Raw genomic sequence first — 23,738 nt, 5'->3', positions numbered from 1 at the left:
TTTCTGCGCGGCTCTGAGCATGCAGAGCCCCCTGCTGATCTCACGTGATCGCTCGTGACGTTCTGTAGGCAACCGCGTGAAGTTGGAGGGTCACCGGCTTGCCCTATTGCTCACTCGTGTGGGGCAGCGGAACAGGGCACTAGTAAGACAATCGCCTCAAGGTGGACGAGAGGGTACGAATCCACCACCGGAGGTCGATGTGCCGCGACAGGAGACACCCGGGGGAGTGGACTGCTCCCGCATGCGAAGTACGGCGGCAGCGCTCACTTCTCTCACGGCGCTCGCCGCCATGTCGCTCGTCGCGGGTCCCGCGGTGGCCGATTCGAGGGTCGACCCCTGTGCACTGACCCGCACCTCCGCGCACCACTCCCTCGGGCTGGACACCTGGAACCGTGCCTATCCGCGGCCCGAGCGCACGCTCGACGCGGTCATGGTCTTCCTGTCCTTCCCCGACCACCGGCCCGCCTATACCCCCGAGGAGCTGACCGCCGACTACTTCCCCGCCACCAGCGACTACTTCGAGCGGTCCTCCTACGGCCGCTTCCGCCTGGCGGCGCACCCGCAGAAGCAGTGGATGCGGATGCCCAAGCCCTCGGGCGCGTACGGGATACAGCGCGACTGGGCCCCGGAGGACCGGGCGGCGTACCTGCGGGACGCGGTCGCCACCGCCGACACGGGGGTGGACTTCGGCAAGTACGACGTCGTGTACTTCGTGGCCGACCCGGACGCGCCCGGTGTGGACTCCGATGCCACGAAGGTCGTCAACTTCGACCGCCCGATCGTCGCGGACGGCACCGAGCTGCGGCGGATCGTGACCGTCTTCGAGCAGCACCCGCCGGACCGCAACGTCCTCGCCCACGAGACCGGGCACGTCTTCGACCTGCCCGACCTCTACCACCGGCCGACGGACGGCAAGGGCGACTGGGACACCCACGTCGGCGACTGGGACGTCATGGGCAGCCAGTTCGGGATGGCCCCCGACCTCTTCGCCTGGCACAAGTGGAAGCTGGGCTGGCTGGACGCCTCCCAGGTGGACTGCGTGCAGTCGGGCTCCTCGCTGCACACCCTCCAGCCGCTCGCCGAGGCTCCGCCGCAGGGCGGCACGGGCGGGACCCGGCTCGCGGTGGTCCGTACGGGCCCCGGCAGTGCCATCGCCATCGAGGCGCGGGGCTCCGCGGGCAACGACGGGGACACCTGCACCGAGGGGGTCCTGGTCTACCGGGTGCGCAACGAGGCGGCCTCCGGCGGCGGTCCGATCGAGGTCCTGGACGGGCACCCGGAGACCGAGGCCTGCTGGGACCGTTCGGTGTACCCGCCGCTGGCGGACGCACCCCTGGAGGTCGGCGAGACGTACACGGTGCCGGGCGAGCGGATCAGGATCGAGGTGGCCGACCGGACCCAGTCGGGCGCGTACACCGTGAAGATCACGACCTGACGGGTCGGGCCCACCCCAGCCCGGACACGAAGAAGGCCCCCACTCGCGTGGGGGCCTTCTTCCGTCTGTGCGCCGCCAGGGACTCGAACCCCGGACCCGCTGATTAAGAGTCAGCTGCTCTAACCAACTGAGCTAGCGGCGCCTGCTGACGAGGTAGACATTAGCAGGCCGGAGCGCGGAACGAAAAATCGATATCCGCAGGTCCGGTGGGCCCCGTCGTACGGGCCGCCCGGACGAAGGCCCAGAGCAGCGCCTCGGGCCCCGGGAGCCACGGCAGACGCGTGTCGGGGGCCACGACCCAGCGCGAGGCGCCGGGCGCGCCGGCCAGCGCAGGCACGGTCACGGCGTCGCCCAGGCCGTGGCACAGCGGCGCCGGGGCCGTGCGCGAGGCCCCCCACTCCTCCCACCGCAGCAGGGCGGGGAGCCGGTGGGCGGTACCGGGTGCGGCGAACAGCAGCATCCGGCCGCGGTGCACGGCGACTGGCCCGGACCCGGGGCCCTCCGCCCAGAGCAGGTCCAGCACGCGGCGCCCCACGACGAGGGGGACGTTGACGACGTCGAAGACGGTCCCGCAGGGCAGCACGGCGGGGGAGGAGGGCCGGGTCTCCCAGATCGCCAGGGTGCTCCGCGGGTGGGCGGAGGCGGAGGAGAGCCAGGCTGCGCCCTGCGGTGTGACGTGGGTTGCGGGTGCGGTGCGGGTGTCGAGTGCGGGGCAGCCGGGAGCCGTCGTCAGCGTCGTCATGTGTCCAGGTCTACCGGCCGTGACGCACTGCATCCCGGGAGTTACCGAAAACCGGGACGCGCCGGGTGGTGCTGGGGTATGTTGCGCCCCGCATATGCCAGTGCGCTGCGCCCGGGGATCGTGCCGTGCCCGCCGGCCGGGCGCGGGACCCCCGGGAAGCCCCGCGCCGCCGCGGAGCGGCTAGGCGGAATCCGGGCCCGCGTCGCGCTGGAGGGTCTCGCCGAACTCGATCATCTTGCGGGCGTAGTCCTCGGTCCACTCCGCCTGGGCGGCGATCGCGGCCGGGGACAGGCGGTCGAAGCGCCGCGGGTCCGCGAGCTGGGCCGCGGCCAGGGCCTGGAACTCCACCGCCCGGTCCTGGGCCGCCCGGAAGGCGAGCGTCAGCTCGGTGGCCCGGGTCAGCAGTTCGCGCGGGTCGTCGATGGACTCCAGGTCGAAGAAGTGCTCCGGGTCCGTGACGGCCGCCGAGGGTTCGAAGAGCAGCGGCGCGGGCCGCAGCCTCCGCTCGGTCCGCTCGGGCTCTGCCATGCCTGTCCTCCTGCTGCGTGCGAAATGCTTCCGGGCCACCGTCCATTGTCCAACGCCGCGCAAGAGCGCACACGGGTGCACCGCCACGAGCTGGAACGTCTGTACGGGCGCTGGGACGCGGGTGGCGGCCGAGGCCCCGAGCGGCGGGCGAGTCGATCAGGAGAGCGAGGGCCGCCAGGCCACCCGGTGCTCGGCGAGGTGGGCGAGGACCGAATGGTTCGCCTCCCAGCCGTCCGGGAATTTGACCGTCACGCCCAGCTGGACCGGTTCCGTCGAGGGGTGGTCGTCCAGGAGTTCCGCGATGCCCGCCCGGGCCACCACCACGCAGGCGTGCCGGTGCCGGGAGGCCAGTACGCACAGCCGGCCCGTCTCCAGGTGGAAGGCCGTCGCGTCCGGGCGGCCCGACAGGGGGTGGAGCACCACCGTCAGGTCGTACTCCCGGCCCTGGAGCCGGTTCGCGGTGTCCACCGTCACGCCCGTGACCCCGAGCGCCACCAGGGCCGCGCGGACCGCCGCCGCCTGGTCGCGGTGGGCGGTGCCCACGGCGATGCGGTCGGCGGTCAGCGGGGCCGGGGGACCGGCCTGCTCGTCCGAGGTCACCGCCCCGCGGTCCAGGGCGCGGCGGACCACCAGGGCCACCGCCCGCACCGCCTCCGGGTCCGTGCGCGGGGTGTGCCGCGCGGGCAGCTCCAGCAGGCCCCAGCCCGACTCGGCGGCCTCGTCCAGGACCCGGTCGGGCCCCGAACCGTCCGAGGCGACCCCGTACGACAGCCGCCGCTCGCCGGGGCCCGTACCGCTGCGGAACTGCGTGTACGGGTAGAAGGCGCGCGAGACCAGCGGCGCGGCCGTCGCCGGGAGCCGCCAGGACACCGGCAGCCGGTGCTGCGGAAGCTGCGGGTTGTGCGCCAGCAGGGTGGACACCGCCGAGGCCGACGGATCGTAGGACAGCCCGGCCCACTGCTCCGCGCCGACCACGCTGAAGGGGTCCAGCTGCCCCGGATCGCCCACGAACAGCGCCCGGTCGAACAGTCCCGCCACGGCCAGCAGCGCGTCGGAGCGCATCTGGTACGCCTCGTCGACGATGGCGTGCTCCCAGGGCTCGACGTCCTTGACGAAGGCCCACTTCGCCGCGGTCGACAGGGTGATCGGGAGCTCCGCGAGGTCCCCGGGCTTGGCGGACAGCGTCACCGAGGGCAGCTCCCGCAGCGCGGGGTCGTAGGCGTCCCCGTCGCTGCTGTGCAGCCGGCCGACCTTGAGCCCCGGGTCCTTCGCGGCGAGCCGCAGCACCAGGTCGTCGACCTGTGCGTTGGTCTGCGCCACCACCATCAGGCGGCGTCCGGTCGCGGCCAGCTCGCGGGCCGCCCGCACGACGAGGGTGGACTTCCCGGCGCCGGGCGGGGAGTCGACGACCACGCCCCGCTCGGTCCCGTGCAGGGTGTCGTGCAGGATGGCGGCCGTCGCCCGGGCCGCGGCGGCGCCCGGATCGAAGTCGGTGCTCGCGGTCACAGCAGGTCCTCGTCGGTCACGGCGTCGGGCTGGAGCAGGGTGGGGGCCGCCGCGGATCCGGGCGGTCCGCCGTGGGTCCACGGGGTCCGTTCGGGGTCCGGGAGCTTGGGGCCGCCGCGCGCGTCGTGCTCGAAGAGCGTCCAGCACACCCGGTCGCCCTTCTCCGGCACCGAACCGGGCTCCGGGTCCCGGCCGCGGCCCATCTTGTCCAGCAGCCGCAGGACGATCCCGCCGTCCTCCTCGAAGCGGACGAACCGCGCGGACTGCGGGCGGCCGTCCAGGGACCGGAACACCTTCGCCCCGCCGTCCTCGGCGAGCTGCGGCCGGTCCTCGGTGGCCACCGTCACCAGCGGCCGGGGGCTCGGGCGCTTGGAGTCCGTCCACTCCATGACCACCTCGGTCACCTCGCCCGCGAAGGCCTCGCCCGAGAGCCGGCGGCCCGCCATCACCAGCGGGTCGTCCAGCGCCTCCTGGGCGTCGAGCCGCACCTGTTCGGTCTCCCGGGTGGCGAGCTTCTGAGCCGCCGTCACCGCGTCGTCGTGGCGCGGCTGCGGGGGTTCGCCCGCGCGTACGCGGTCCCGGTGGCCCGTGTACGACCAGCGGTCGCGGGTCCAGCGCTCCTCGGCCCGTTCGCCGGGCGGCAGGGCGCCCAGCAGGGCGAGCGAGCGCCACACCGCGTCCCAGGTGGGCCTGAGCTGCGTCTCGACGAGGGCCCGCACCTCCTCCTCGGCCCGTGCGCAGGCCCGTTCGTCGCGCGGCTGCGCCGAGCGGGCCGCGTCGTAGCGGGCCATCGCGGGAGCCAGCAGCCGGTTGTCGAAGGCGGGGTCGGTGGCCGGTCCCGCCGGCGGGCAGAGCAGCTGGCCGGACGCGTCCCGGGCCAGCTCCGCCCGCAGCGCCGCCTCGGCCCCGGACTCCCCGGCGGGCGGGGCTATCCAGGCGAGCAGCGCGCCGAGGTGCTGGTCCTCCAGATTGGACTGTCCGGTGGCCCAGTGCCGCGCCAGCAGGTCCGTGGCCGACAGCAGCATGGACGAGCCGGGCACCCGGGAGCGCTCGGCGAGGTGGGTCAGCCAGCGGCCCAGCAGCGGCACCCGCGCGGGCGCCGGGTAGGGATTCTCCGGGTCCTCCTCGGCGGTGCGCCGGAAGCGCATGGAGCGCCCCAGCAGCCGCAGGTACTCGATGCCCGCCCGGCTCGGCACGACCAGCTGCGGCGCGTCCAGGCACAGCTCCGCCTCGACCTTGGACTTCTTGCCCGTGTCCGGGTCGGTCTCGTTGCGCTCCACGAGCTCGACCTCGTCCGCGTACGCGTCCACGTACGGCAGGACCTCGTCCGCGAGGGCGGCCAGGAACGCCCAGCGCAGGTCGCGGTCGCGCGGCTGTGCCACGACCAGCAGCTTCGGCGCGGCCGGGTCGGTGCCGACCAGTGCGCCCAGCGGGGCCCCGGCCTCGCCCGCGGTCGTCAGCGGTACGAGGACCAGCGGGCGCGCGCTCAGGTGCCGGTGGCGTACGGTCGCCAGCGCCTGGGCGAGGCCCGCCCGGACGGCCTCCAGCCGGGCCAGGGTGTTCAGCAGGGGCACGAGGCGGCCTCCGTGGCGAGTTGCAGCGCTTCGGCACGCAGCCGGGCGGCGTGCCGCAGGGCCTCGGCGGTGGGGTCACCGGCGGGGGCCGCGGGTCCGTCGGCCGCGGCGAGGGCCTGGCCGACGGTGGTCAGCGCGCCCAGTTCGCCCCGTACGGACCGGCCCAGTGCGGTGACCTGGTCCGAGGCGCGGGCGGCGGCCCGGCAGTGGAAGGCCAGTTCGCAGGCGGCCAGGCATTCGGGGGCGTAGGCGGCGTCCACCGCGGAGACGGCTTCGGTGAGCTCCTCGGCGGGCCGCGACGGGTCGAAGCTGAGCCCCTCGGGCAGGGCCGCGGCGAGCTCCTCGACCCGGGTGAGGCGCTCCAGCTGGCGCAGGGTCACGGCGCGTTCCCGGCGGACGTCGACGGGCGCGGCGGCGGGCAGGTTGGAGAAGTCCTTGGGGCAGACCAGCAGGACCGACTGTCCGACCTCGGCTCCGTCCAGCTTCGCGGCGGTCTTCTCCAGGGCGAGGACGTAGACGGCGGCCTGGCGGGCGGCGGCGCCCACCTTCGCGGGGTCGGCGGCGCCGTCGATCATGGGGAAGGACTTGATCTCCACGACGGTCCAGCGGCCGTCGGGGTGCACGACGACGGCGTCGGGCTCCAGGTAGACGGGGGAGCCCGCCACCTCCAGGGCCAGCATCGGGTGGTCGAGGAGGGACCAGGCGCCCTCGGTCCGTCCGGCGGCGGTGGCCTCGCGCAGGGCCAGCGCGGTGCGGGCGGCCCGGCCCTCGGGGCCGGCGGCGGTGAGGTCGGGGACGCGGGCGTCCGGCCCGGGCGGCGTGGCCGCGGAGCCGAGGTGCTCGTGGACCAGGTGCAGGAGCGCGGCGCCGCCGTCGCCCTTGACCTTGGCCTCGAAGGAGATGCCGCGGACGATCGCGAACTGCGACTGGCCGAAGGAGGCGGGTGAGCCGAGGGCGGAGGCGAGCACCGTCTTGTCCACGCCGGCGCCGTCGAGCAGGGCGCGTCTGCTGCAGCCGGGGTTGGCGGCGAGGGCCGCCAGCGCCCGGGCGTCGAGCGGGCGGGGCTGCACGGCGGGGCCCCGGAGACCGGCGAGCCGCTGGCGCAGCGTCGTGGGCTGCGGGGTCGGCTGCGCGGTGTGCCGGGGAGGGCCGCTGGGCGGGTAGGAGCTCACCCGCGGAAGTGTCCCATCCGCCACTGACAATCGTGGACTTACCGCGGAAACCGGCTGCTCGTAGCGGGTGCGGTGGCGGGCGTTCATGTGATGGATGATGGATGGACGACGGAATCGCGCCAAAGTGCGCAATTTCGTACACATCCATCTGGACCGGGAGAAAACACTTATGGCCCCCCGCATCCTGCTGGCCCGCCACGGCCAGACGGCGTGGTCCCAGCTCGGCAAGCACACCGGACGCACGGACGTGCCCCTGCTGGAGGAGGGCAAGCGGGGCGCGAAGCTGCTCGGCGAGCGGCTGGCCCGCGACCCCTGGCGGGGCCTGCCCGGCGTGGAGGTCCGCACCAGCCCCCTGGTCCGGGCGAGCGAGAGCTGTGACCTGGCCGGTTTCGGCGTGCAGGCGGAGCCGTGGGACGCGCTGATGGAGTGGGACTACGGCGACTACGAGGGCATGACCCCGGCGGAGATCCAGGCGGTCCGCCCGGGCTGGCTGATCTGGCGCGACGGGGTCCCCGGCGGCGAGTCGGTCGCCGATGTCGCGGCCCGCGCGGACGAGGTGGTCGCCTGGGCCCGCTCCGCGGAGCGCGACGTCCTCGTCTTCGCGCACGGCCACATCCTGCGCACCCTGGCCGCCCGCTGGCTCGGCTTCGAGGCCTCCTTCGGGGCGCGCATCCGCCTGGAGCCGACCTCGCTGTCGGTGCTCGGGTGGGCGTACGGGGCGCCCGCGCTGGAGCGCTGGAACGACACGGGGCACCTGGACGCGTAGGGCCTGCCTTTCGGATCAGGCCCTGCGCCCGGCGGGACCCGGAACGTCGACGCCCTACGCGCCCAGCAGTTCGAGCAGGGCGCGGACGGCGTCGAGGACGGGCTGGCCGATCGCGCCGGCCGTCGCGGCGATGCCCGCGACGGTCATCAGCGCGCCGTGCCGCTGCCCGGGGGCGGCCTCCTCCTCGGCCGTGATGGCAGGGAGGGCTTCGTCGATGCACTGCGCGGTCGCCGGGGGCACCTGCGCGTGCAGCTCCCGCAACAGGGCGGCCAGCTCGGCGACGGCCTGCGTCACGGCGGCGGACGGCTGGGGGCCGGCGGGCGCCCCCGCGTGGTGGGCGATGCCGGTGTTCCCCGTACCGCCGTGCATGTTGACGACGTCGCGGTAGTAGTTGTTCCCGCTCATGACCTCGAAACCCCCGTGTTGCCCGAGCCGCCGTACATGTTCACCGTGTCTCCGAAGTAGTAGTTGCTGGGGTTGCTGATCGTCAGCCTCTCCACGCGGACGCGCAGCTCCGTGTCCGGGTTCTCTATCGCGTACGCGATCTGCTGGACGAGCAGGTTGAGGTGGTCGGGGTGGCCCGTGACCAGCGCGGTCGACTCGCCGTTCGACTCGACGGCCATGACGAAGTGCGAGGAGGAGGACAGCACGATGGACATCTCGACCAGGAAGTAGATCAGCGCGCCCACGCTGACGAGCCAGATGAACCTGATGAAGCCGCCGAAGGTCTCCTGTTCCCGGGAGAGGAAGCTGGCGATGGCGCCGAACAGTGTGAACCCCATAGCCACCAGGACGATGAGGGCCGACCGCCGTAGGAAGCGCAGCACGGCCTCCTTGCGCCGGGGGTGGAGGACGAACGTGTACACCCGGGCGACGTTCTGGAGCGGGTAGACCGCGCCTCCCACCCACAGCAGTCTCTTGGTGACGGTCAGATCGAGGGGCCCGCCCGGGGAGGCGGCCGGGGGCCGCCCCGGCGGGCCCTGAGGGGCGGGCGGGCCCGTGGGCGGCGGTGGCGGCGGCTGCGGTGGTGGCTGTGGCCCGGTCGTGTCCATGCTTCCCCCTGAGATGGAACCGTGTCGGAGCGAAGCCTCATTAAGGACGGACCGCCTTCCGGCCGCAAGGCGAATTCAGGCCCTCCGCGCCGCCCCCGGAGGGAGCCCGGGGGGTCAGACCGCGGCGTGCCGGGTCAGGAAGGCGTCCACGCGCGGGGAGCGCTGGTGCGGGACCAGGACGCGGGCGGTGTCCGAGAGCATGGACCGGATGCGGGTCGACTGGACCTCGGTCAGCAGGTCGAGCACCCGGCCTCCCGCCCAGGCCGCCTCCTCGGGGGCGCCCGCGCGGGCCAGGTCACCGGCCAGCTCGGCGGTGTAGAGGGCCACGTTCCGGGCGAAGTGCGGATCCTGGAGGTCCGCCGCCCGGCGGGCGTGCCGGGCCGCGCGGGCGTGCTCCCCGAGCGTGGACCAGCACCGGGCCTCCAGGGACTCCAGTTCGGCCTCGCCGAAGAAGGACATCCACTCGGGGTCCGTGCCCGCCCCGCCCCGGGCGAAGTCGGTGTGGGCGCGGGCCAGCGCCTCCTCGCAGGCCTTGCGGTCGCCCAGGCCCGCCCAGCCGCCCGCCTCGCGGAGCGAGAGCAGCGACAGCAGCCGCGGGGAACCGACGGAGCGGGCGGCGCGGCGGCCCGCCTGGGCCGCCCGTACGGCCTCCCGGGAGCGGCCGCAGTCCCGGGCGAGGAACGCCATGTTGCTGAAGGCGTGCGCCTCCAGGCCCGCGTCGCCCGACACCCGGGCCGTCGCCAGCGCCTCGGCGTAGTGCGAGCGGGCGTCGTCGAAGCGGCCGGAGTCGTGGGCCAGCCAGCCGACGGAGACGGCCAGTTCACCGGCGCCCGCGTGCAGCCGGTCCTCGGTGGACTGGCGCTTGGCCCCCGCGTCGAGCAGCGCGTAGGCGGTGCGCAGCGGCCCGGAGGCCTTGCGGTAGAGGGCGTCGGCCCCGTGCCGGTCGTCCAGCAGCCGGATCTGGCGTACGGCGTCCTCGACGGCGGCGGCCTCGGACTCGCCGGCGCGGGAGGGCAGCCGGCGGGTGTCGCCGAGCAGGGTGAGGCCGAGCGTCGCGGCCGCCACGGTCGCGGAGCCACCCGCCATGAACGCGCGACGCAGCACGTCGCTCTCCTTGAAGCTGGTGCCGGTACCGGAGCCGGTACCCGAACGGTGGGTGAGGACGGTGAGGGGGGCGCGCTGCGCCGAGCGTCCGCGGACGGCCTCGCGCGGGGAGAATCCCAGGTCGGCGAGGGTGCGGCCGGGGAACATGTGGAGGAAGACCCGCTCGTAGGCGTAGTTGGGGCAGCGGATCTCGCCGGACTCGACCCGGCCGATGTACCGGGCGTCGCAGGAAACCGTTTCGCCGATCTCCTTGGCCGCCCTGCGCACCAGGGCCGCGAACTCGGCCGGGGAGTGCTGACCGCGCATCCGCCGGAACGTGGAGTTGGGTGAGTGGGGGGACGCCGCCATGGACGTGACCTCTCTGGCAAGGAACACACCGCCGGTGCTGTGACCTGTTCGAGCTGGAGCCCGGCGCGCATGAACGTACCGCCAGCGAGGGGGCGTTCATGCGATGTTTGGCTACAAAACGGATATCTCACCCGCGATCCGCCATGAACTGCCATCCTTTGCAGCGTCTTGGCGCCGCACCTGTTGACGTTTCTGCGCGTTGAACCCGTGCGGAGTGGGAGGCGACTGACCGCTCCCGGCTCGTACGCGGATCGAGGAGGGGTTCCCTTGATGGAGGCCGGCATGGAGAGCACTGGAACGAACACCGCGCCCCAGCCCGGCGCGACCCCCGTCGGCGAGCCGGACCTGGTGACCGTGCCCACCCGGCAGGGCCTGGAGGCCGTCGACATCATCCGCCGCGCCGCCCGTCAGGCCGGCGGGGTCGGCCCCGTCCTGCACGACGGCTCAGGCGACACCCTCGGCTTCCTCGTACCGCCCGGCACCGCCGACGCCTGGGACCTGCCGGGCAGCGCCTGTACGCAGACCGACGGGCGCGGGATGCGCTTCGGCGAGCCGGCCGCCCCCACCCCGGCCGGCACCGGCTGGCTGCTCCCCCCGGAAGCCGTCGCCGCGGTCACCGACCCCCAGGTCCTGCGCGCGGCCCTCGGCGAGGCGGCCCGGCTGATCGAGGCCGCGGACAACTGCCGCTGACCGGCGACAATGGGTGCGTGGCGAGCAAGGACAGAGGCAAGGGCAAGCAGCGCGGGCGCGGCGGCGCGGAGGCGGTCGTCGGACAGGTGGACGGCGGACGGGCCGAGCTCGCGCCCGACCGCGAGCGTCCGGGCGCCTGGACCCTGCTGATCGACGGGGCTCCGCAGTCGCATGTGGACCTGGACGATCCGGGGTACCTGGACTTCTCCTACCAGCGCCGGATCGGCCACCTGATCGACCTCGCCGCGCCCGCCCGGCAGCCCCTGAACGTGCTGCACCTGGGCGGCGGGGCCTTCACCCTCGCCCGGTACACGGCCGCGTCCCGCCCCCGCTCCACCCAGCAGGTCGTGGAGATCGACGCCCCGCTGGTGGCCTTCGTACGGGAACACCTGCCGCTGGATCCGCAGGCCCGGGTCCGGGTCCGGGCGGTGGACGCGCGGGCGGGCCTGGCCAAGGTGCCCGACGGCTGGGCGGACCTGGTCATCGCGGACGTGTTCAGCGGCGCCCGCACCCCCGCCCACCTGACGAGCACCGAGTTCCTCGACGAGGTGCGCCGGGCGCTGGCGCCCACCGGCTGGTACGTGGCCAACCTGGCGGACGGCCCGCCGCTGGCCCACCTGCGGGCCCAGATCGCGACCGCCGCGTCCCGGTTCACGGAGCTGGCGCTGGCCGCGGACCCGGTGGTGTGGCGGGGCAAGCGCTTCGGCAACGCCGTCCTGGTGGCCGCCGACCGGGAACTGCCCGTCGCGGAGTTCACCCGCCGGGTGGCGAGCGATCCGCACCCCGGCCGGGTCGAGCACGGCCGGGCGCTGGCCGACTTCGCGGGCGGCGCGGCCCCGGTCGCGGACGCCGCGGCGGTCGCCTCGCCGCAGCCGCCGCCCTCGGTCTTCCAGTAGGGCCGCCGGGCGGTCGGGCAGCCGGTCGGCCGGCCGGCCGGCCGACCCGTCAGGGGTCGACGATCTCCACGGACGGCGCGTGGTCGTGCCAGGTGCAGAAGACGGAGACCTCGCGCCCGTCGCGGGTGAAGGTCACCCGGATCCAGTAGTCCTGCTTCCACACCTGCATCCGCCAGCCGGCCGACGGGGTCGCGGAGACCAGTTCGGCCGAGGACGTCCCCAGGTCGAAGACGACCCGGCCGCCCGAGACCGGATAGGCCTTCACCTGCCCCGAGCCGTCCTCGTCCGGCTCCCGGTACGGGCGCTGCCCGGACGGACCCTTCCCCGGGGACCCGGAGGAAGCGGAACCGCCCGACGGCGGGGCGGAGGAGGCCGTACTCGGGGACGCGGAGGGCGAGGCGGACGGGGAGGGCGAAGGCGAGGCGGAGGCCGCCGGAGGGGAGGCCTGCGCCTCGTGCGTCGAGGAGGACAGGGGCTGCGTGGCCAGCGGCACGGCGAGCGGCGGATCGTAGGCCGTGCCCGACATGACGGTGTGGACGCCCCACCAGGACAGCGTCACCGCCGCCCCGGTCGCCAGCATCCACGCCCCGGCATGTACAAGTCCTCGTCGCATCAGGGCACATACTGCACCACCCGCCACAAGAGTGTCCCGACACCCCGGGTGGTCCCCCGAATGGGCTACCGTGCGGGCCATGGCAAGTGTGCTCGTGGTCGAGGACGACCAGTTCGTACGTTCCGCCCTCATCCGGCACCTGACCGAGGCCTCGCACACCGTGCGCAGCGTCGGCACCGCCCTGGAGGCCCTGCGCGAAGTCGCCCACCACCGCTTCGACGTGGTCATCCTCGACCTCGGGCTGCCCGACCTCGACGGGTCGGAAGCGCTGAAGATGCTGCGCGGCATCACCGACGTACCCGTGATCATCGCCACCGCGCGCGACGACGAGGCGGAGATCGTCCGGCTGCTCAACGACGGCGCCGACGACTACCTGACCAAGCCCTTCTCCGTGGAGCACCTCTCCGCCCGGATGGCCGCCGTGCTGCGCCGCTCCCAGGCGGCGGCGGCCGAGCCGCCCTCGCGGGTCCTGCACGTCGGCGGGCTCGCCATCGACCCGCTGCGCCGCCAGGCCCAGCTCGACGGGACGGCCCTGGACCTCACCCGGCGCGAGTTCGACCTGCTGGCCTTCCTCGCCGGGCGGCCCGGGGTCGTCGTGGCCCGCCGAGAACTGCTCGCCGAGGTCTGGCAGCAGTCGTACGGGGACGACCAGACCATCGACGTGCACCTGTCCTGGCTGCGCCGCAAGCTCGGCGAGACCGCCGCCCGGCCCCGCTACCTGCACACGCTGCGGGGTGTCGGAGTCAAGCTGGAGCCGCCGCTGTGAGGTGGGCGCTGGTCAAGGTGTGCCTCGCGGTCACGGCCATGGTCGTCGTGGCCTTCGCCGTACCGCTCGGGCTCGTCGTCCAGGAGATGGCCAGCGACCGGGCCTTCTCCAACGCCGAGCGGCAGGCCGCCACCATCGGGCCGACCCTGTCGATCACCACCGACCCCGTGCAGCTGCGCAAGGCGGTGGAGTCCACGCAGATGGGCGCCGCCGGGCGGATGGCCGTGCACCTGCCCGCGATCGGCGACAGCCCGCCCGCCGACATCGGCGAGGGCCGGGCGGGGGAGCGCGCCGTGGCCGAGACCCGGCGGATCGGGCGCGCCACGACCACCTCGGTACCGGGCGGCGGCTCGGCGCTGCTCCAGCCGACCGCCCTGGGCTCCGGGGACATCGCGGTGGTGGAGATCTTCGTACCGGAGAGCGAGGTCAGCAACGGCGTCGCGACCGCCTGGATGGTGCTCGCGGGCGTCGGACTGGCCCTGATCGTCGGCTCGGTGGGGGTCGCCGACCGGCTCGGCGCCCGGCTGGTGCGTCCCGCCGAACGGCTCGCCGACGCCGCCCACCAGCTCGGCGAGGGACGGCTCGGGGCGCGGGTGCCGGAGGACGGGCCGAAGGAACTCCGCTCGGCCGCCGTCGCCTTCAACGCGATGGCCGACCAGGTGGTGGAACTCCTCGCCAACGAGCGGGAGCTGGCCGCCGACCTCTCGCACCGGCTGCGCACCCCGCTGACGGTGCTGCGGCTCAACACCGCCTCCCTCGGCGACGGCCCCGCGGCCGAACAGACCCGGGCGGCCGTGGAACAGCTGGAGCGCGAGGTCGACACGATCATCAGGACGGCACGCGAACAGCGCCCGGCGACCGGCCTGGTCGGAGCGGGCGCGGGCTGCGACGCCTCGGAAGTCATCCGCGACCGGATGGCCTTCTGGTCGGCCCTGGCCGAGGACGAGGGCCGGGAGGTGCGGCTCGCCGGGGTGGACCGTACGGTACGCATCCCCGTGGCCCGGCCCGAGCTCGCGGCCGCCCTCGACGCCATGCTCGGCAACGTCTTCCGGCACACCCCCGAGGGCACCCCCTTCGCGGTGGACGTCCACGACGCCTCGGACGCCGTCATCGTGCTCGTCTCCGACGCGGGCCCCGGCATCGCCGATCCGGACGCCGCGCTGCGCCGCGGCAACGACGGGGGCCGCGACGGCTCGACGGGACTGGGCCTGGACATCGTGCGCCGGGTCGCCGAATCCACGGGCGGGGACGTGCGCCTGGGCCGCTCGGTGCTCGGCGGCACCGAGGTCCGGGTCTGGATCGGGCTGGACGGGCGGAGCCGGGGCGGCGCGGGCGCGGCGCGGGTCAGGCGCGGGGTCCGGCGCGGCAACCGACGTACCCGGGGGCGCGCCTAGCAGGCCGTTCGTCCCCCTGTCGGTACGGTCCGTCGCCATGGACACCCTCATCTTCGGCGGGCTCCTCGCCACGCTCGTCGCCATGTACCGGGACTCGTCCCGGTCGGTCGTGCTCGGGGCGTGGTGGGTCATGCTGATCGCCGTCGTCCTGCTGATGGCGCACCACATCACCGGTGGCCTCGCCCTGACCCTGAGCTACTGACCGGTGGCCGCGATGTACAGCCTCCTGCCGGAGGCCCCGCCGCAGGGCGGGCTGCTGGGGCGGTTCCAGTACTGGTTCGCCTGCTTCTTCGCCGTCGGCTGGACGGGGGTGGTGTGCGGGGGCCTCTTCTACCAGTTCGTGCGGTGGGAGTACCCGTGCCCGCTGTGCATCGTGCAGCGGATGTTCATGCTGCTCGCGGCGATGGGCGCGGCGTACGTCATCCGTACGGCTCTGGTGCACGGCGTCGTGCCCACGCGTGACTACATGACGGGCTGGGGCCTGTCCCTGGTCGCGGTCGTCGCGGGCTCCTTCGCGTCCTGGCGGCAGACGATGCTGCACGTGCTGCCGGGGGCCAAGGGGTACGGGAGCGAGGTGTTCGGCCTGCACCTGTACGTGTGGGCGCTGATCCTCTTCCAGGCCTCGGTGGTCGTCATCGGCATCGTCCTCGCCACCTCCCAGGTGACGGCGGACCGCAACATCCCGGCGATCCGGCCGGGGGCCTACCGGACGGTGGGCAACGGCGCCCTGGCCTTCCTGGGACTGGTGCTGGCGGTCAACCTGGTCGCGGTCTTCCTCGAGGAGGGCTTCCACTGGTTCCTGCCGGACGACCCCACCCGCTACCAGTTCTTCCACGACATCGGGCTCCTGGGCTAGGCCGTCCACGCCGTCCGGGCCGTCCCCCGCCACGCACGAAGGGAACGCAGGCATGCGCTACGCAGTCCTCGGCACCGGGGTCGTCGGCCGCACCCTGGCCGCCCGGCTCGGCTCGCTCGGCCACGAGGTGGTCATCGGCACCCGGGACCCCGCCGTCACCCTCGGCCGCGCCGAGTACGGCGAATGGCGGGCGGGGCGGCCGCAGGTGCGGCTGCTGACCTTCCGGGAGGCCGCGGAGCAGGGCGGGACCCTCGTCAACGCCACCGGCGGGCAGGCGGGCCTCGCCGCGCTGGCGGAGGCGGACCCGGCGCACCTGGCGGACAAGGTGCTGATCGACGTCGCGAACCCGCTCGACTTCTCGCGGGGGTTCCCGCCCACCCTGGACCCGGTGGACGGCGACAGCCTGGGCGAGCTGATCCAGCGCTCCTTCCCGCAGCTGCGCGTCGTCAAGACGCTGAACACGATGAACTGCCGGATCATGGTCGACCCGGCCCGGGTCCCGGGCGCGCACCACGTGTTCCTGTCGGGCGAGGACACGGACGCGAAGACGGCGGTACGGGCCCTGCTGCACTCCTTCGGCTGGCCGCAGGCGGGCATCCTCGACCTCGGCGGCATCGAGACGGCCCGGGGGAGCGAGATGCTGCTGCCGATGTGGCTCCGGCTGATGGGCGCGCTCGGTCACACCGACTTCAACTTCCACGTCCAGGGCGCCTGAGGGCCGGGCGGGCCGCCGTGCCCGGACGGGGGCGCAGATGTTGCCGCGCCCCCGGCCCGAACCGAGGGTGAGGGGGACGGAAGGAGCCACGCATGAGAGTCATGCTCAGGGCGCACATGGACACGGCTGCCAGCAACGAGGCCATCAAGACGGGCGCCCTGCCCGAGGCGATGAAGACCCTGATGGGCAAGGTGAAGCCCGAGGCCGCCTACTTCGGGCTGCACGAGGGCGTGCGCTCCTGCTGGATCGTCTTCGACCTCCAGGACAGCTCGGACCTGCCGCCGCTGGTGGAGGACCTCTTCCTCCAGTTCAACGCCGAGGTCGAGGTCGGTCCCGTCATGAACGCGGAGGACCTGGCGAAGGGGCTGGCGGCGATGGCGTCGTCTCCGTCGTAGGGGCGGCTGGTGCTGTCGAGGGGTCCGGCTCCGTCGTGGGGTCCGGCTCCGGCGTAGGAGGGCAGGCGGGGGTGTCCGGCTGCGGGCCGGCGCCGAAGCCGACCCGCCCCGCGGCGACCGCCGCCAGGACACCGGAGGTCACGGCGGCGGCGCAGGCCACGGCGAAGGCCGCCCGGTACCCGTAGGCCGCCGCCAGCGGCCCCGCCGCGGCCGCGGCCGCCGCCTGACCGAGGATCAGCCCGCTGCCGGTCACGGTCATGGCCTCGCCCATCCGCTCGGCCGGCCCGGCCCGTTCCACCAGCCCGAACAGCGCGATCAGGTGCGGGGCCACGGCCAGGCCGATGCCCGCGAGGGCGAGCGATGCGCCGGGGAGCCCCGCCACGGCCAGCAGCCCGAGCGTCAGCACCGCCTGAGCCGCGGCCGTCCGGCGCAGACGTACCGTCAGGTCCGCCGAACCGGGCCGGGCCACCGTCACGAATCCGGCGACCGAGCTGGTCACGGCCATGGCGGCCCACACCAGGCCGGCGGCGCCCGGCTCGCCCAGGGACTCGGCGAGCGCGTTGACCCCGGTGTTGGCCCCGCTCCAGGCGGCCCCCTGCAGCACGGCCAGCGCGCACAGCAGGAGCAGCCCGGGTGAGCGCAGCCGTACGGGGGCGCGGGGACCGGCCTTCGGGGGTACGCCCTTCAGGGGTACGGCCGGGGCGGCGGGACCGGGGGCGGTCGGATGCAGCGCGAACAGGGTTCCGGACACCAGGATCAGCGCGGCCGCGAGCACCAGCGCCGACGCGGGGTGCACCGTCACGGCGAGGATCCCGGCCAGCGCGGGCCCGACCATGAACCCCACCTCGTCCAGGGCGGTGTCGAAGGAGAGGGCGGACCCGAGCAGCTTCTTGTCCGGTCCGGCCAGCCGCGCCCAACGGGCCCTGGCCAGGGGGCCGACCTGCGGGACGGTGAGCCCGGCCAGGACGGCGAGGAGCATCCGCGGCAGCAGGGGCAGACCGTCGAGGACGGCCGCGATCAGCGCCGCGAGGACCAGGGCGTTGGCCGCGCAGGCCACGAGCAGGACGGGGCGGTGGCCGCGCCGGTCGGCGAGGCGGCCGATGACGGGGCCGCCGAGGGCCTGGCCGGTCCACAGGGCGGCGGCCACGGCGCCGGCGTCGCCGATGCCGTCGCGTTCGTTGATGAGCAGGAGCGTTCCGATGGGGCACAGCGCGGCCGGGAGCCGGGCGAGGAACGCGAGGAGGAGCACGGCGGCGCCACCGAGGGCGAGCACGCCGCGGAAGCTGCCGGGCGGGGACGCGGGCGGGGGAGCGGATGCGGATGCGGACGAGGGTGCGGACGAGGATGCGGGAAGGGGACGGGTCACGGACGGCCTCCATCCGCACGCCGACCCTCCCGTTTCTCCGGCGCGCGCCGTTGCCCGTCGTGCGGGACGGTAGCCCGCGGCGCCCGCTTCGCCAAGACCTTGCGCGGGCCCGTCTGCGGGCCGGGCCGGTCCGGGCCGGGCCGGTCCGGTCAGGCTCCGGTCAGGGTCCGGTCAGCCGGGGTTCTCCGAGGTCAGCCGCTTGGCCTGGGCCCTGCCGACCTCGGCGGCCCGGTGCAGGTAGTCGCCGATGACGGCGAGTTCGGCGTCGGAGTAGCCCTCCAGTACGGCGCCGAAGGCCCGGCCGGGGGTCTCCCAGGCCGCGCCGATCCGCTCGCGGGCCTCGGGCGCGAGGGCGACGAGGGAGCGGCGGCGGTCGTCCGGGTCGGCGTGGCGCTCGACGATGCCCGCCTTGACCAGCCGGTCGACGAGGCGGGTGGCGGAGCCGGAGGTCAGACCGGTCAGACGGGCGATCTCACCGGTGCTGACGGGGCCGGGCTCCAGGTCCAGCAGCGCGATGCACTGCATGTCGGTGGGGTGCAGGCCGACGTGCTCGGCCATGGCCTGGTTGAAGAGCGAGTAGTCGGCGTAGTGCCGCTGGCTCTCGGTGACGATGCGGGCGAGCAGCTCGGCGCGGCTCCACCCGTCCTGCCCGCCACCCGTACGAGGGATATCCGTTGACATCGGCTTCTCCGTGCTCCAAATTTAACTGTGTGACGCAGTGAATGTGTAGCGAAGAATCTGCGTCGCGTATGGATTCTATCCGGAGACTGCCGCGTCCAAAAGGCGTCCAGAAGAAGGAAGAGGTACCTGTCATGTCGATCCTCGTCACCGGCGGCCGAGGCGCCGTTGCCCGTGGCCTGTCCGCCCTGCTCGCCGCCCGCCGGATCCCGTACCGCCTCGGCTCCCGCGAGCCGGACACGCCGGGGACCGTCCGCTGCGACCTCACCGACCCGACGACCTTCCCCGCCGCCCTCGATGGGGTGCGGTCCGTCTTCCTCTACGCCGAGGCCTCCCGCGTCGAGTCCTTCGTCAAGGAGGCGGTCGCCGCCGGGGTCGAGCATGTCGTGCTCCTGTCCTCCTCCTCGGTGCTCGGGCCCGACGCCGCGAACAGCCCGCTGTCCGCGTCCCACCTCGCGGTGGAGGAGGCCCTGACCTCCTCCTCCCTGCACACCACCCTGCTGCGGCCGGGCTCCTTCGCCACCAACGCCCTCGGCTGGGCCTGGCCGCTCAAGTCGGGCCGTCCGGTCCACCTGCCCTGTCCGGGCGCGTACAGCGATCCGGTCCACGAGGCGGACATCGCGGAGGCCGCCTTCGCCGTCCTGACCGACCCCGCGCACGCGGGCGGGGCCCACACCCTGACGGGCCCGCAGTCGCTGACCTTCGCGACACAGCTCGCGATACTCGGGTCGGTCCTCGGCCGGCCCCTGCCCTTCGAGTCCGTTACGGCCGAGCAATGGAAGTCCGAGGTCGACGGCTTCATACCGGGCCCGTACGCGGATGCGCTCCTGGACTTCTGGGAGGCCTCCGACGGCGTGCCCGTGGAGATCACCGACACCGTCGAGCGGCTCACCGGCCACCCGGCCCGGACCTTCGAGTCCTGGGCGCGGGACCACGCCGAGGCCTTCGGCGGGTGCGTCGGGGAGCGCTGAAGGCGGCCCATGCCGTGACGCCGGGCTACTGCACGCTGAAGCCGTGCGGATGGGAGGGGTCCTGGGCGCAGGAGAAGATGTTGAGCTTGCCGTAGTTGCCCACGACCGCACCGGTCGGGGCGAAGGCGCCGTCCTCCGGACGGCGGTCCTCCAGCGGGATCCAGCTGGAGTCCCCGCCGTGCCACTCGTGGGTGTCGATCGTCAGCAGCAGCTGCGTCGGGGAGCCGCAGCTGCGGCAGTCGATGGTGCCGGGGCCGGTGAGGTTCCAGGCGGCGTGGCCGCCGGCCTTCCAGCCCGGGGCGACGGACAGGTCGTCCTGGTAGCCGGGCAGGCAGACCGTGTCCCCGTCGTCGTGCCCGTCCACCGCGCCGGCCTCCTCCGCCTCGTAGGCGGCCTCCTCCTGGGCGTCCTCCCACGCCTCGACCCGCTCCCCGAGCTCCCCCGGGAGCAGCTCGATGTACGGGTATTCGACGACCTGCTCCGGGTGCAGTACGCAGGGCTGGGTGAGGTAGCCGTGGAAGCCCACGGACCCGGGCACGGGCGGCTCCGTCAGCACCTCGCGGACCTCGGCGGACCTGCGCCAGCGCAGGTGCACGTACATGCCGTGACCCGTCGGCCCGTGGGCGTCGAAGGGGCACCAGAACACCTGGAGCAGGTCGTGGCCCGGCGGGCCCGCAGGGAGGTCCGGCACGTCCCCCGCGTACAGCTGGGCCACGGCCAGCAGGGGCAGCGGAGGCAGCAGGGCGGGGGCGTCCGGCTCCGGGCCGTGCGGGCCCTCGCACACCGGCCACGGCTCGTCGGCGGGCCAGAGCAGCGGCCCGCCGACGTGACTGTCGGCCACCCCCGGTGACCCGGGCCGGGGGTGGAGCCGGGTCGTCGTCCGGCGGTGGCCGGACAGGCCGGGGAAGAGGGCTTCGGCGTCCAGGGGGCGCGGGGGCGTGGTGCGGGTCATGGGCGCGAATCTACAAGGCCCCCGTCCGGGCCAGCCGGGCGTACCAGTGGGCGCTGGCGCGCGGGGTGCGGGCCTGGGTCGCGTAGTCGACGTGGACGATGCCGAAGCGCTTGCTGTAGCCGTAGGACCATTCGAAGTTGTCCATCAGGGACCAGAGGAAGTAGCCCTCCACGGGGGCGCCGTCGGCCATCGCGCGGTGGACGGCCGCCAGGTGCTCCTTCACGTAGCCGATCCGCTGCGGGTCGTGCAGGTCCGGTCCGTACGCAGCGCCGTTCTCCGTGATCATCAGCGGCAGTCCGGGAGCCTCCCCGGTGAAGCGCATCAGCAGGTCGTGGAGGCCGGTGGGGTCGACGGACCAGTTCATGTCCGTCCGTTCGCCGGGAGGCTGGTGGAAGGCCACCGCGTCCGCTGCGGGCCAGGGGGAGTGCCCCGTCGCCCCGTGGCCGTCGGCGCGGGGACCGGCCCCGGCCGGGGCCGCCGAGACCACCGCCGGGGTGTAGTAGTTCACGCCGAGGAAGCCGAGCGGCTGGTGGATCAGGGCTTCGTCGCCGGGGCGGACGAAGGACCAGTCCGTCAGCGCCGCGGTGTCCTCCAACAGGTCCTCGGGATAGGCCCCGTGCAGCAGGGGCCCGGTGAAGATCCGGTTGGCGAGGGCGTCGATGCGGCGCTGCGCGTCCAGGTCGGCGGCCGAGTCCGTCAGCGGCCGCACCGCGCTGGGGTTGAGGGCGATCCCGGCCCGGGCCGAGGAGGGCAGGGCCGCCGCGGCCATACCGTGGGCCAGGTTGAGGTGGTGGGCGGCGCGCAGGGAGTCGGCCGGGGAGGTGCGGCCCGGGGCGTGCACCCCGGAGGCGTAGCCGAGGAAGGCGCTGCACCAGGGCTCGTTGAGGGTGGTCCACAGCTCCACCCGGTCGCCCAGGGCCTCGGCAACGGTCGCCGCGTACGCCGCGAAGGCGTAGGCCGTCTCCCGCTCGGGCCAGCCGCCGCCCGTTTCGAGCTCCTGCGGCAGGTCCCAGTGGTACAGGGTCACGCAGGGCCGGATCCCGTGTGCGAGCAGCTCGTCCACGAGCGCGTCGTAGAAGCCGATCCCGCCCGCGAGCACCCGCGGCCAGGACACCGAGAACCGGTAGGCGCCCAGCCCCAGCCGGGCCATCAGCCGGACGTCCTCGCGCCACAGTCGGACGTGGTCCACCGCCACGTCGCCCGTGTCCCCGTCGTGCACCTTGCCGGGGGTGCGGCAGAAGGTGTCCCAGATGGACGGACCGCGCAGGGCGGCCGCCCCCTCGATCTGGAACGCGGCCGTGGCCGCACCCCACAAGAACCCCGGGGGGAAGCGGAGTTTGCCCGACACCTGCGTCGTGTCCGTCGGAGTGTTCGTCAACCCTTCACCGCTCCTTGCATGATGCCGCCGACGATCTGGCGGCCGAAGACGAGGAACACCAGCAGCAGCGGGAGCGTGCCCAGCAGCGCGCCCGCCATGATCACGGACTGGTCGGGGATGTAGCCCCGGCCCAGCCCCGTCAGGGCCACCTGCACCGTCGGGCTGCCGTTCTGGGTCAGCGCGACGATCGGCCAGAAGAAGTCGTTCCAGGCCATGACGAAGGTCAGCATGGCCAGCACCGCCATCGCGGGCCGGGCCGCGGGGAAGACCACGTGCCACACCACCCGCAGCGAACTCGCCCCGTCCGAGCGCGCCGCCTCCACCAGCTCCGTCGGCAGCGCCTGCGCGAGGTACTGCCGCATGAAGAAGACCCCGAAGGCGGACACCAGCATCGGCAGGACCACCGCCTGGAGCCGGTCCGTCCACGACAGCTGCGCGATCAGCATGTACAGCGGGACCACGCTCAGCTGCGGCGGGATCAGCATCGTGGCGACCACCAGCGACATCAGCAGCCGCCGGCCGCGGAAGCGCAGCTTGGCGAAGGCGAAACCGGCCAGGGTGGAGAACAGCACCGTGCCCGCGGCGACCGTGCTCGCCACGATCACCGTGTTCAGCAGCGCCGCGCCCATGTTGGCGTCGGTCCACGCGACCTGGAGGTTGCGGCTCAGGTTCCCGCCGAACCAGAACGGCGGAGGGGTCTGCGCCAGCCGCGTGTTGCTGCGGGAGGCCGCGATCGCCGTCCACACCAGCGGGAAGAGCGAGCCGGCGGTGAACAGCGCGAGCACCACGTAGGTGAACCTGCCCGCGCGCAGCGATCCCATCAGGAAGCCTCCCGTCCGCGCAGCAGCCGTGCCGCGCCCGCGATGAGCAGCAGGATCAGGAACATCGCCCAGGCGATGGCCGAGGCCCGCCCCAGGTGCAGGTTCACCCAGCCCTGCTCGTACAGGTACAGCCCCAGCGTCTGGAACTGGTGGTCCGAGCCGCCGGTGGCGCCCGCGCCGCCGTTGAAGAGCAGCGGCTCGCCGAACAGCTGCGTCGCCCCGATCGTCGACACCACACAGGTGAAGAAGATCGTCGGCCGTAGCGAGGGCACCGTCACGTGGAGGAACTGCTGCCAGCGCGAGGCCCCGTCCAGTGCGGCCGACTCGTACAGCTCCCCGGGGACGGCCTGCATGGCCGCCAGGTAGATCAGTGCGTTGTAGCCGGTCCACCGCCAGATCACGATGGTGGAGACCGCCAGCTGGGAGGCGAAGGTGCCGTTCTGCCAGTCCACCGCCTCCAGACCGACCGCCGACAGGGCCCAGTTGACCATCCCGTAGTCCCGGCCGAAGAGCAGCACGAAGACGAGGGTGGCGGCCGCCACCGAGGTCGCGTACGGGGTGAGCACCGCGACCCGGAAGAAGGCCGAGCCGCGCAGCCGGTAGTTCAGCAGGTGGGCCAGGCCCAGGGCGATGGCCAGCTGCGGGACCGTGGACAGCAGGCCGATGGTGACGGTGTTGCGCAGGGCGTTCCAGAAGAACTCGTCGTCCCACAGCCGGGTGAAGTTCTTCAGCCCCACCCAGGTCATGCTGTCCGGATCGGTCAGTTCCACCTGGTGCAGCGCCGCCCAGCCCGTGTACAGCAGGGGGAACAGCCCGAAGGCGGCGAAGAAGAGGAAGAAGGGCGCCACGAAGGCGTACGGGCTCCAGCGCAGGTCCCACCGGTAGCGGCGCGAGCGCCACGCCTGGCCCCGGCCGGTTCCCGCGCCCCGCGCCCCCTCGCCCTCGCCGTCCCCCTTCCCCTTCCGCGCAGGGCGGGAAGGGGAAGGGGAGAGGACAACCGTCTCGTCCGTCACCGGAGCC

General features: G+C 74.0%; 25 protein-coding genes, 1 tRNA gene and 1 pseudogene. 11 read left to right on the top strand and 16 right to left on the bottom strand.

Annotation, left to right across the window (positions count from 1 at the left end):
• Nucleotides 1–199 precede the first annotated feature (199 nt).
• Nucleotides 200–1,435, top strand: coding sequence for a M6 family metalloprotease domain-containing protein (locus IO30_RS0135455; protein WP_031150060.1), 1,236 nt, complete (start codon nt 200–202; stop codon nt 1,433–1,435).
• A gap of 68 nt (nt 1,436–1,503) precedes the next feature.
• Here IO30_RS0135455 and IO30_RS0135450 read toward each other — a convergent pair.
• The 6 genes and pseudogenes from IO30_RS0135450 to IO30_RS0135425 all read right to left on the bottom strand — a co-directional run bounded on the left by IO30_RS0135450 (nt 1,504) and on the right by IO30_RS0135425 (nt 6,957).
• Nucleotides 1,504–1,577, bottom strand: a tRNA-Lys gene (locus IO30_RS0135450).
• Nucleotides 1,568–2,177, bottom strand: a pseudogene (locus IO30_RS41415) (bifunctional DNA primase/polymerase). Before IO30_RS41415 ends, IO30_RS0135450 begins: the two are co-directional and overlap by 10 nt.
• A 180-nt stretch (nt 2,178–2,357) precedes the next feature.
• Nucleotides 2,358–2,705, bottom strand: coding sequence for a hypothetical protein (locus tag IO30_RS0135440; RefSeq protein ID WP_031150058.1), 348 nt, complete (start codon nt 2,703–2,705; stop codon nt 2,358–2,360).
• A gap of 156 nt (nt 2,706–2,861) precedes the next feature.
• Nucleotides 2,862–4,211, bottom strand: coding sequence for an AAA domain-containing protein (locus tag IO30_RS0135435; protein WP_031150056.1), 1,350 nt, complete (start codon nt 4,209–4,211; stop codon nt 2,862–2,864).
• Nucleotides 4,208–5,785 (bottom strand): hypothetical protein, encoded by a 1,578-nt coding sequence (locus IO30_RS0135430; RefSeq protein ID WP_031150054.1) that lies wholly within the window; start codon nt 5,783–5,785, stop codon nt 4,208–4,210. Before IO30_RS0135430 ends, IO30_RS0135435 begins: the two co-directional genes overlap by 4 nt.
• The gene (locus tag IO30_RS0135425) at nt 5,773–6,957 is read right to left on the bottom strand and encodes a hypothetical protein (protein WP_051902795.1); all 1,185 of its coding nucleotides are present in this window, start codon (nt 6,955–6,957) and stop codon (nt 5,773–5,775) included. Before IO30_RS0135425 ends, IO30_RS0135430 begins: the two co-directional genes overlap by 13 nt.
• A gap of 169 nt (nt 6,958–7,126) precedes the next feature.
• Here IO30_RS0135425 and IO30_RS0135420 point away from each other — a divergent pair, with 169 nt between their 5' ends.
• Complete coding sequence (locus tag IO30_RS0135420; RefSeq protein ID WP_031150052.1) at nt 7,127–7,723, top strand: histidine phosphatase family protein; 597 nt, start codon at nt 7,127–7,129, stop codon at nt 7,721–7,723.
• Between the two features lie 54 nt (nt 7,724–7,777).
• Here IO30_RS0135420 and IO30_RS0135415 read toward each other — a convergent pair whose 3' ends face one another.
• The 3 genes from IO30_RS0135415 to IO30_RS0135405 all read right to left on the bottom strand — a co-directional run bounded on the left by IO30_RS0135415 (nt 7,778) and on the right by IO30_RS0135405 (nt 10,227).
• Entirely contained in the window at nt 7,778–8,128 is a 351-nt protein-coding gene (locus tag IO30_RS0135415) for a hypothetical protein (RefSeq protein WP_031150050.1), read from the bottom strand.
• On the bottom strand, nt 8,125–8,775 hold the full coding sequence (locus tag IO30_RS0135410; protein WP_031150048.1) for a DUF6232 family protein: 651 nt from the start codon (nt 8,773–8,775) through the stop codon (nt 8,125–8,127). Before IO30_RS0135410 ends, IO30_RS0135415 begins: the two co-directional genes overlap by 4 nt.
• 114 nt (nt 8,776–8,889) lie before the next feature.
• Nucleotides 8,890–10,227: an NsdA family TPR-like regulatory protein gene (locus IO30_RS0135405; protein WP_031150046.1), complete on the bottom strand. Its 1,338-nt coding sequence runs from the start codon at nt 10,225–10,227 to the stop codon at nt 8,890–8,892.
• 282 nt (nt 10,228–10,509) lie between these two features.
• On the opposite strand from IO30_RS0135405, the gene IO30_RS0135400 reads away from it, so the two are divergent.
• Nucleotides 10,510–10,917, top strand: coding sequence for a hypothetical protein (locus tag IO30_RS0135400; RefSeq protein ID WP_051859822.1), 408 nt, complete (start codon nt 10,510–10,512; stop codon nt 10,915–10,917).
• Between the two features lie 17 nt (nt 10,918–10,934).
• Nucleotides 10,935–11,813: a spermidine synthase gene (locus IO30_RS0135395; protein WP_031150042.1), complete on the top strand. Its 879-nt coding sequence runs from the start codon at nt 10,935–10,937 to the stop codon at nt 11,811–11,813.
• 49 nt (nt 11,814–11,862) lie between these two features.
• On the opposite strand, the gene IO30_RS0135390 is transcribed toward IO30_RS0135395, so the two are convergent.
• Nucleotides 11,863–12,426 carry a hypothetical protein gene (locus IO30_RS0135390; protein ID WP_031150040.1) on the bottom strand — a complete coding sequence of 188 codons (564 nt, stop codon included), beginning with the start codon at nt 12,424–12,426 and terminating at the stop codon, nt 11,863–11,865.
• 79 nt (nt 12,427–12,505) lie between these two features.
• Between IO30_RS0135390 and IO30_RS0135385 the strand changes: the two genes are divergently transcribed.
• The 6 genes from IO30_RS0135385 to IO30_RS0135360 all read left to right on the top strand — a co-directional run bounded on the left by IO30_RS0135385 (nt 12,506) and on the right by IO30_RS0135360 (nt 16,552).
• Nucleotides 12,506–13,192 carry a response regulator transcription factor gene (locus IO30_RS0135385; RefSeq protein WP_031150038.1) on the top strand — a complete coding sequence of 229 codons (687 nt, stop codon included), beginning with the start codon at nt 12,506–12,508 and terminating at the stop codon, nt 13,190–13,192.
• Nucleotides 13,189–14,586 carry a sensor histidine kinase gene (locus IO30_RS0135380; protein ID WP_031150036.1) on the top strand — a complete coding sequence of 466 codons (1,398 nt, stop codon included), beginning with the start codon at nt 13,189–13,191 and terminating at the stop codon, nt 14,584–14,586. The genes IO30_RS0135385 and IO30_RS0135380 overlap by 4 nt, the downstream gene beginning before the upstream one ends.
• 37 nt (nt 14,587–14,623) lie before the next feature.
• The gene (locus IO30_RS46210) at nt 14,624–14,788 is read left to right on the top strand and encodes a DUF5993 family protein (protein WP_167347307.1); all 165 of its coding nucleotides are present in this window, start codon (nt 14,624–14,626) and stop codon (nt 14,786–14,788) included.
• Nucleotides 14,789–14,800: 12 nt separating this feature from the next.
• Nucleotides 14,801–15,442: a disulfide bond formation protein B gene (locus tag IO30_RS0135370; protein WP_051859821.1), complete on the top strand. Its 642-nt coding sequence runs from the start codon at nt 14,801–14,803 to the stop codon at nt 15,440–15,442.
• A 52-nt stretch (nt 15,443–15,494) separates the two neighbouring features.
• Nucleotides 15,495–16,157 carry an NADPH-dependent F420 reductase gene (locus tag IO30_RS0135365; RefSeq protein WP_031150032.1) on the top strand — a complete coding sequence of 221 codons (663 nt, stop codon included), beginning with the start codon at nt 15,495–15,497 and terminating at the stop codon, nt 16,155–16,157.
• Nucleotides 16,158–16,249: 92 nt separating this feature from the next.
• Complete coding sequence (locus IO30_RS0135360; RefSeq protein ID WP_031150030.1) at nt 16,250–16,552, top strand: hypothetical protein; 303 nt, start codon at nt 16,250–16,252, stop codon at nt 16,550–16,552.
• On the opposite strand, the gene IO30_RS47770 is transcribed toward IO30_RS0135360, so the two are convergent.
• Both IO30_RS47770 and IO30_RS0135350 read right to left on the bottom strand, forming a co-directional pair.
• Nucleotides 16,494–17,918, bottom strand: a complete 1,425-nt coding sequence (locus tag IO30_RS47770) for an MFS transporter (protein WP_078904913.1) — start codon at nt 17,916–17,918, stop codon at nt 16,494–16,496. The two genes, IO30_RS0135360 and IO30_RS47770, sit on opposite strands and share 59 nt — an antisense overlap.
• 171 nt (nt 17,919–18,089) lie before the next feature.
• The gene (locus IO30_RS0135350) at nt 18,090–18,599 is read right to left on the bottom strand and encodes a MarR family winged helix-turn-helix transcriptional regulator (RefSeq protein WP_051859793.1); all 510 of its coding nucleotides are present in this window, start codon (nt 18,597–18,599) and stop codon (nt 18,090–18,092) included.
• A gap of 131 nt (nt 18,600–18,730) precedes the next feature.
• On the opposite strand from IO30_RS0135350, the gene IO30_RS0135345 reads away from it, so the two are divergent.
• On the top strand, nt 18,731–19,567 hold the full coding sequence (locus IO30_RS0135345) for an NmrA family NAD(P)-binding protein (RefSeq protein WP_031150024.1): 837 nt from the start codon (nt 18,731–18,733) through the stop codon (nt 19,565–19,567).
• Between the two features lie 25 nt (nt 19,568–19,592).
• On the opposite strand, the gene IO30_RS0135340 is transcribed toward IO30_RS0135345, so the two are convergent.
• The 4 genes from IO30_RS0135340 to IO30_RS0135325 are packed head-to-tail and all read right to left on the bottom strand — an operon-like array spanning nt 19,593 to nt 23,731.
• Nucleotides 19,593–20,519, bottom strand: coding sequence for a hypothetical protein (locus IO30_RS0135340; protein ID WP_031150022.1), 927 nt, complete (start codon nt 20,517–20,519; stop codon nt 19,593–19,595).
• Between the two features lie 10 nt (nt 20,520–20,529).
• The gene (locus IO30_RS0135335; protein WP_167347306.1) at nt 20,530–21,897 is read right to left on the bottom strand and encodes a GH1 family beta-glucosidase; all 1,368 of its coding nucleotides are present in this window, start codon (nt 21,895–21,897) and stop codon (nt 20,530–20,532) included.
• The gene (locus tag IO30_RS0135330; protein ID WP_031150018.1) at nt 21,894–22,718 is read right to left on the bottom strand and encodes a carbohydrate ABC transporter permease; all 825 of its coding nucleotides are present in this window, start codon (nt 22,716–22,718) and stop codon (nt 21,894–21,896) included. Before IO30_RS0135330 ends, IO30_RS0135335 begins: the two co-directional genes overlap by 4 nt.
• A complete protein-coding gene (locus IO30_RS0135325; RefSeq protein WP_031150017.1) occupies nt 22,718–23,731 on the bottom strand; it encodes a carbohydrate ABC transporter permease in 1,014 nt (337 codons plus the stop codon). Before IO30_RS0135325 ends, IO30_RS0135330 begins: the two co-directional genes overlap by 1 nt.
• Nucleotides 23,732–23,738 lie beyond the last annotated feature (7 nt).

Origin of the sequence: Streptomyces xanthophaeus, from assembly GCF_000725805.1 — a bacterium.
Taxonomy (GTDB): domain Bacteria; phylum Actinomycetota; class Actinomycetes; order Streptomycetales; family Streptomycetaceae; genus Streptomyces; species Streptomyces xanthophaeus.
Note: the sequence above shows the minus strand (reverse complement) of the source record. Positions and strands in the feature narration are given on the sequence as shown.

Excerpts from the sequence above, each read along its gene's own strand:
- IO30_RS0135360 (WP_031150030.1), top strand. The coding sequence starts at position 16,250 with ATGAGAGTCATGCTCAGGGCGCACATGGACACGGCTGCCAGCAACGAG.
- IO30_RS0135410 (WP_031150048.1), bottom strand. The coding sequence starts at position 8,775 with ATGGACACGACCGGGCCACAGCCACCACCGCAGCCGCCGCCACCGCCG.
- IO30_RS0135385 (WP_031150038.1), top strand. The coding sequence starts at position 12,506 with ATGGCAAGTGTGCTCGTGGTCGAGGACGACCAGTTCGTACGTTCCGCC.
- IO30_RS0135345 (WP_031150024.1), top strand. The coding sequence starts at position 18,731 with ATGTCGATCCTCGTCACCGGCGGCCGAGGCGCCGTTGCCCGTGGCCTG.
- IO30_RS0135440 (WP_031150058.1), bottom strand. The coding sequence starts at position 2,705 with ATGGCAGAGCCCGAGCGGACCGAGCGGAGGCTGCGGCCCGCGCCGCTG.
- IO30_RS0135420 (WP_031150052.1), top strand. The coding sequence starts at position 7,127 with ATGGCCCCCCGCATCCTGCTGGCCCGCCACGGCCAGACGGCGTGGTCC.
- IO30_RS0135370 (WP_051859821.1), top strand. The coding sequence starts at position 14,801 with ATGTACAGCCTCCTGCCGGAGGCCCCGCCGCAGGGCGGGCTGCTGGGG.
- IO30_RS0135340 (WP_031150022.1), bottom strand. The coding sequence starts at position 20,519 with ATGACCCGCACCACGCCCCCGCGCCCCCTGGACGCCGAAGCCCTCTTC.
- IO30_RS0135390 (WP_031150040.1), bottom strand. The coding sequence starts at position 12,426 with ATGCGACGAGGACTTGTACATGCCGGGGCGTGGATGCTGGCGACCGGG.
- IO30_RS46210 (WP_167347307.1), top strand. The coding sequence starts at position 14,624 with ATGGACACCCTCATCTTCGGCGGGCTCCTCGCCACGCTCGTCGCCATG.
- IO30_RS0135400 (WP_051859822.1), top strand. The coding sequence starts at position 10,510 with ATGGAGAGCACTGGAACGAACACCGCGCCCCAGCCCGGCGCGACCCCC.
- IO30_RS0135415 (WP_031150050.1), bottom strand. The coding sequence starts at position 8,128 with ATGAGCGGGAACAACTACTACCGCGACGTCGTCAACATGCACGGCGGT.
- IO30_RS0135405 (WP_031150046.1), bottom strand. The coding sequence starts at position 10,227 with ATGGCGGCGTCCCCCCACTCACCCAACTCCACGTTCCGGCGGATGCGC.
- IO30_RS0135365 (WP_031150032.1), top strand. The coding sequence starts at position 15,495 with ATGCGCTACGCAGTCCTCGGCACCGGGGTCGTCGGCCGCACCCTGGCC.
- IO30_RS0135330 (WP_031150018.1), bottom strand. The coding sequence starts at position 22,718 with ATGGGATCGCTGCGCGCGGGCAGGTTCACCTACGTGGTGCTCGCGCTG.
- IO30_RS0135350 (WP_051859793.1), bottom strand. The coding sequence starts at position 18,599 with ATGTCAACGGATATCCCTCGTACGGGTGGCGGGCAGGACGGGTGGAGC.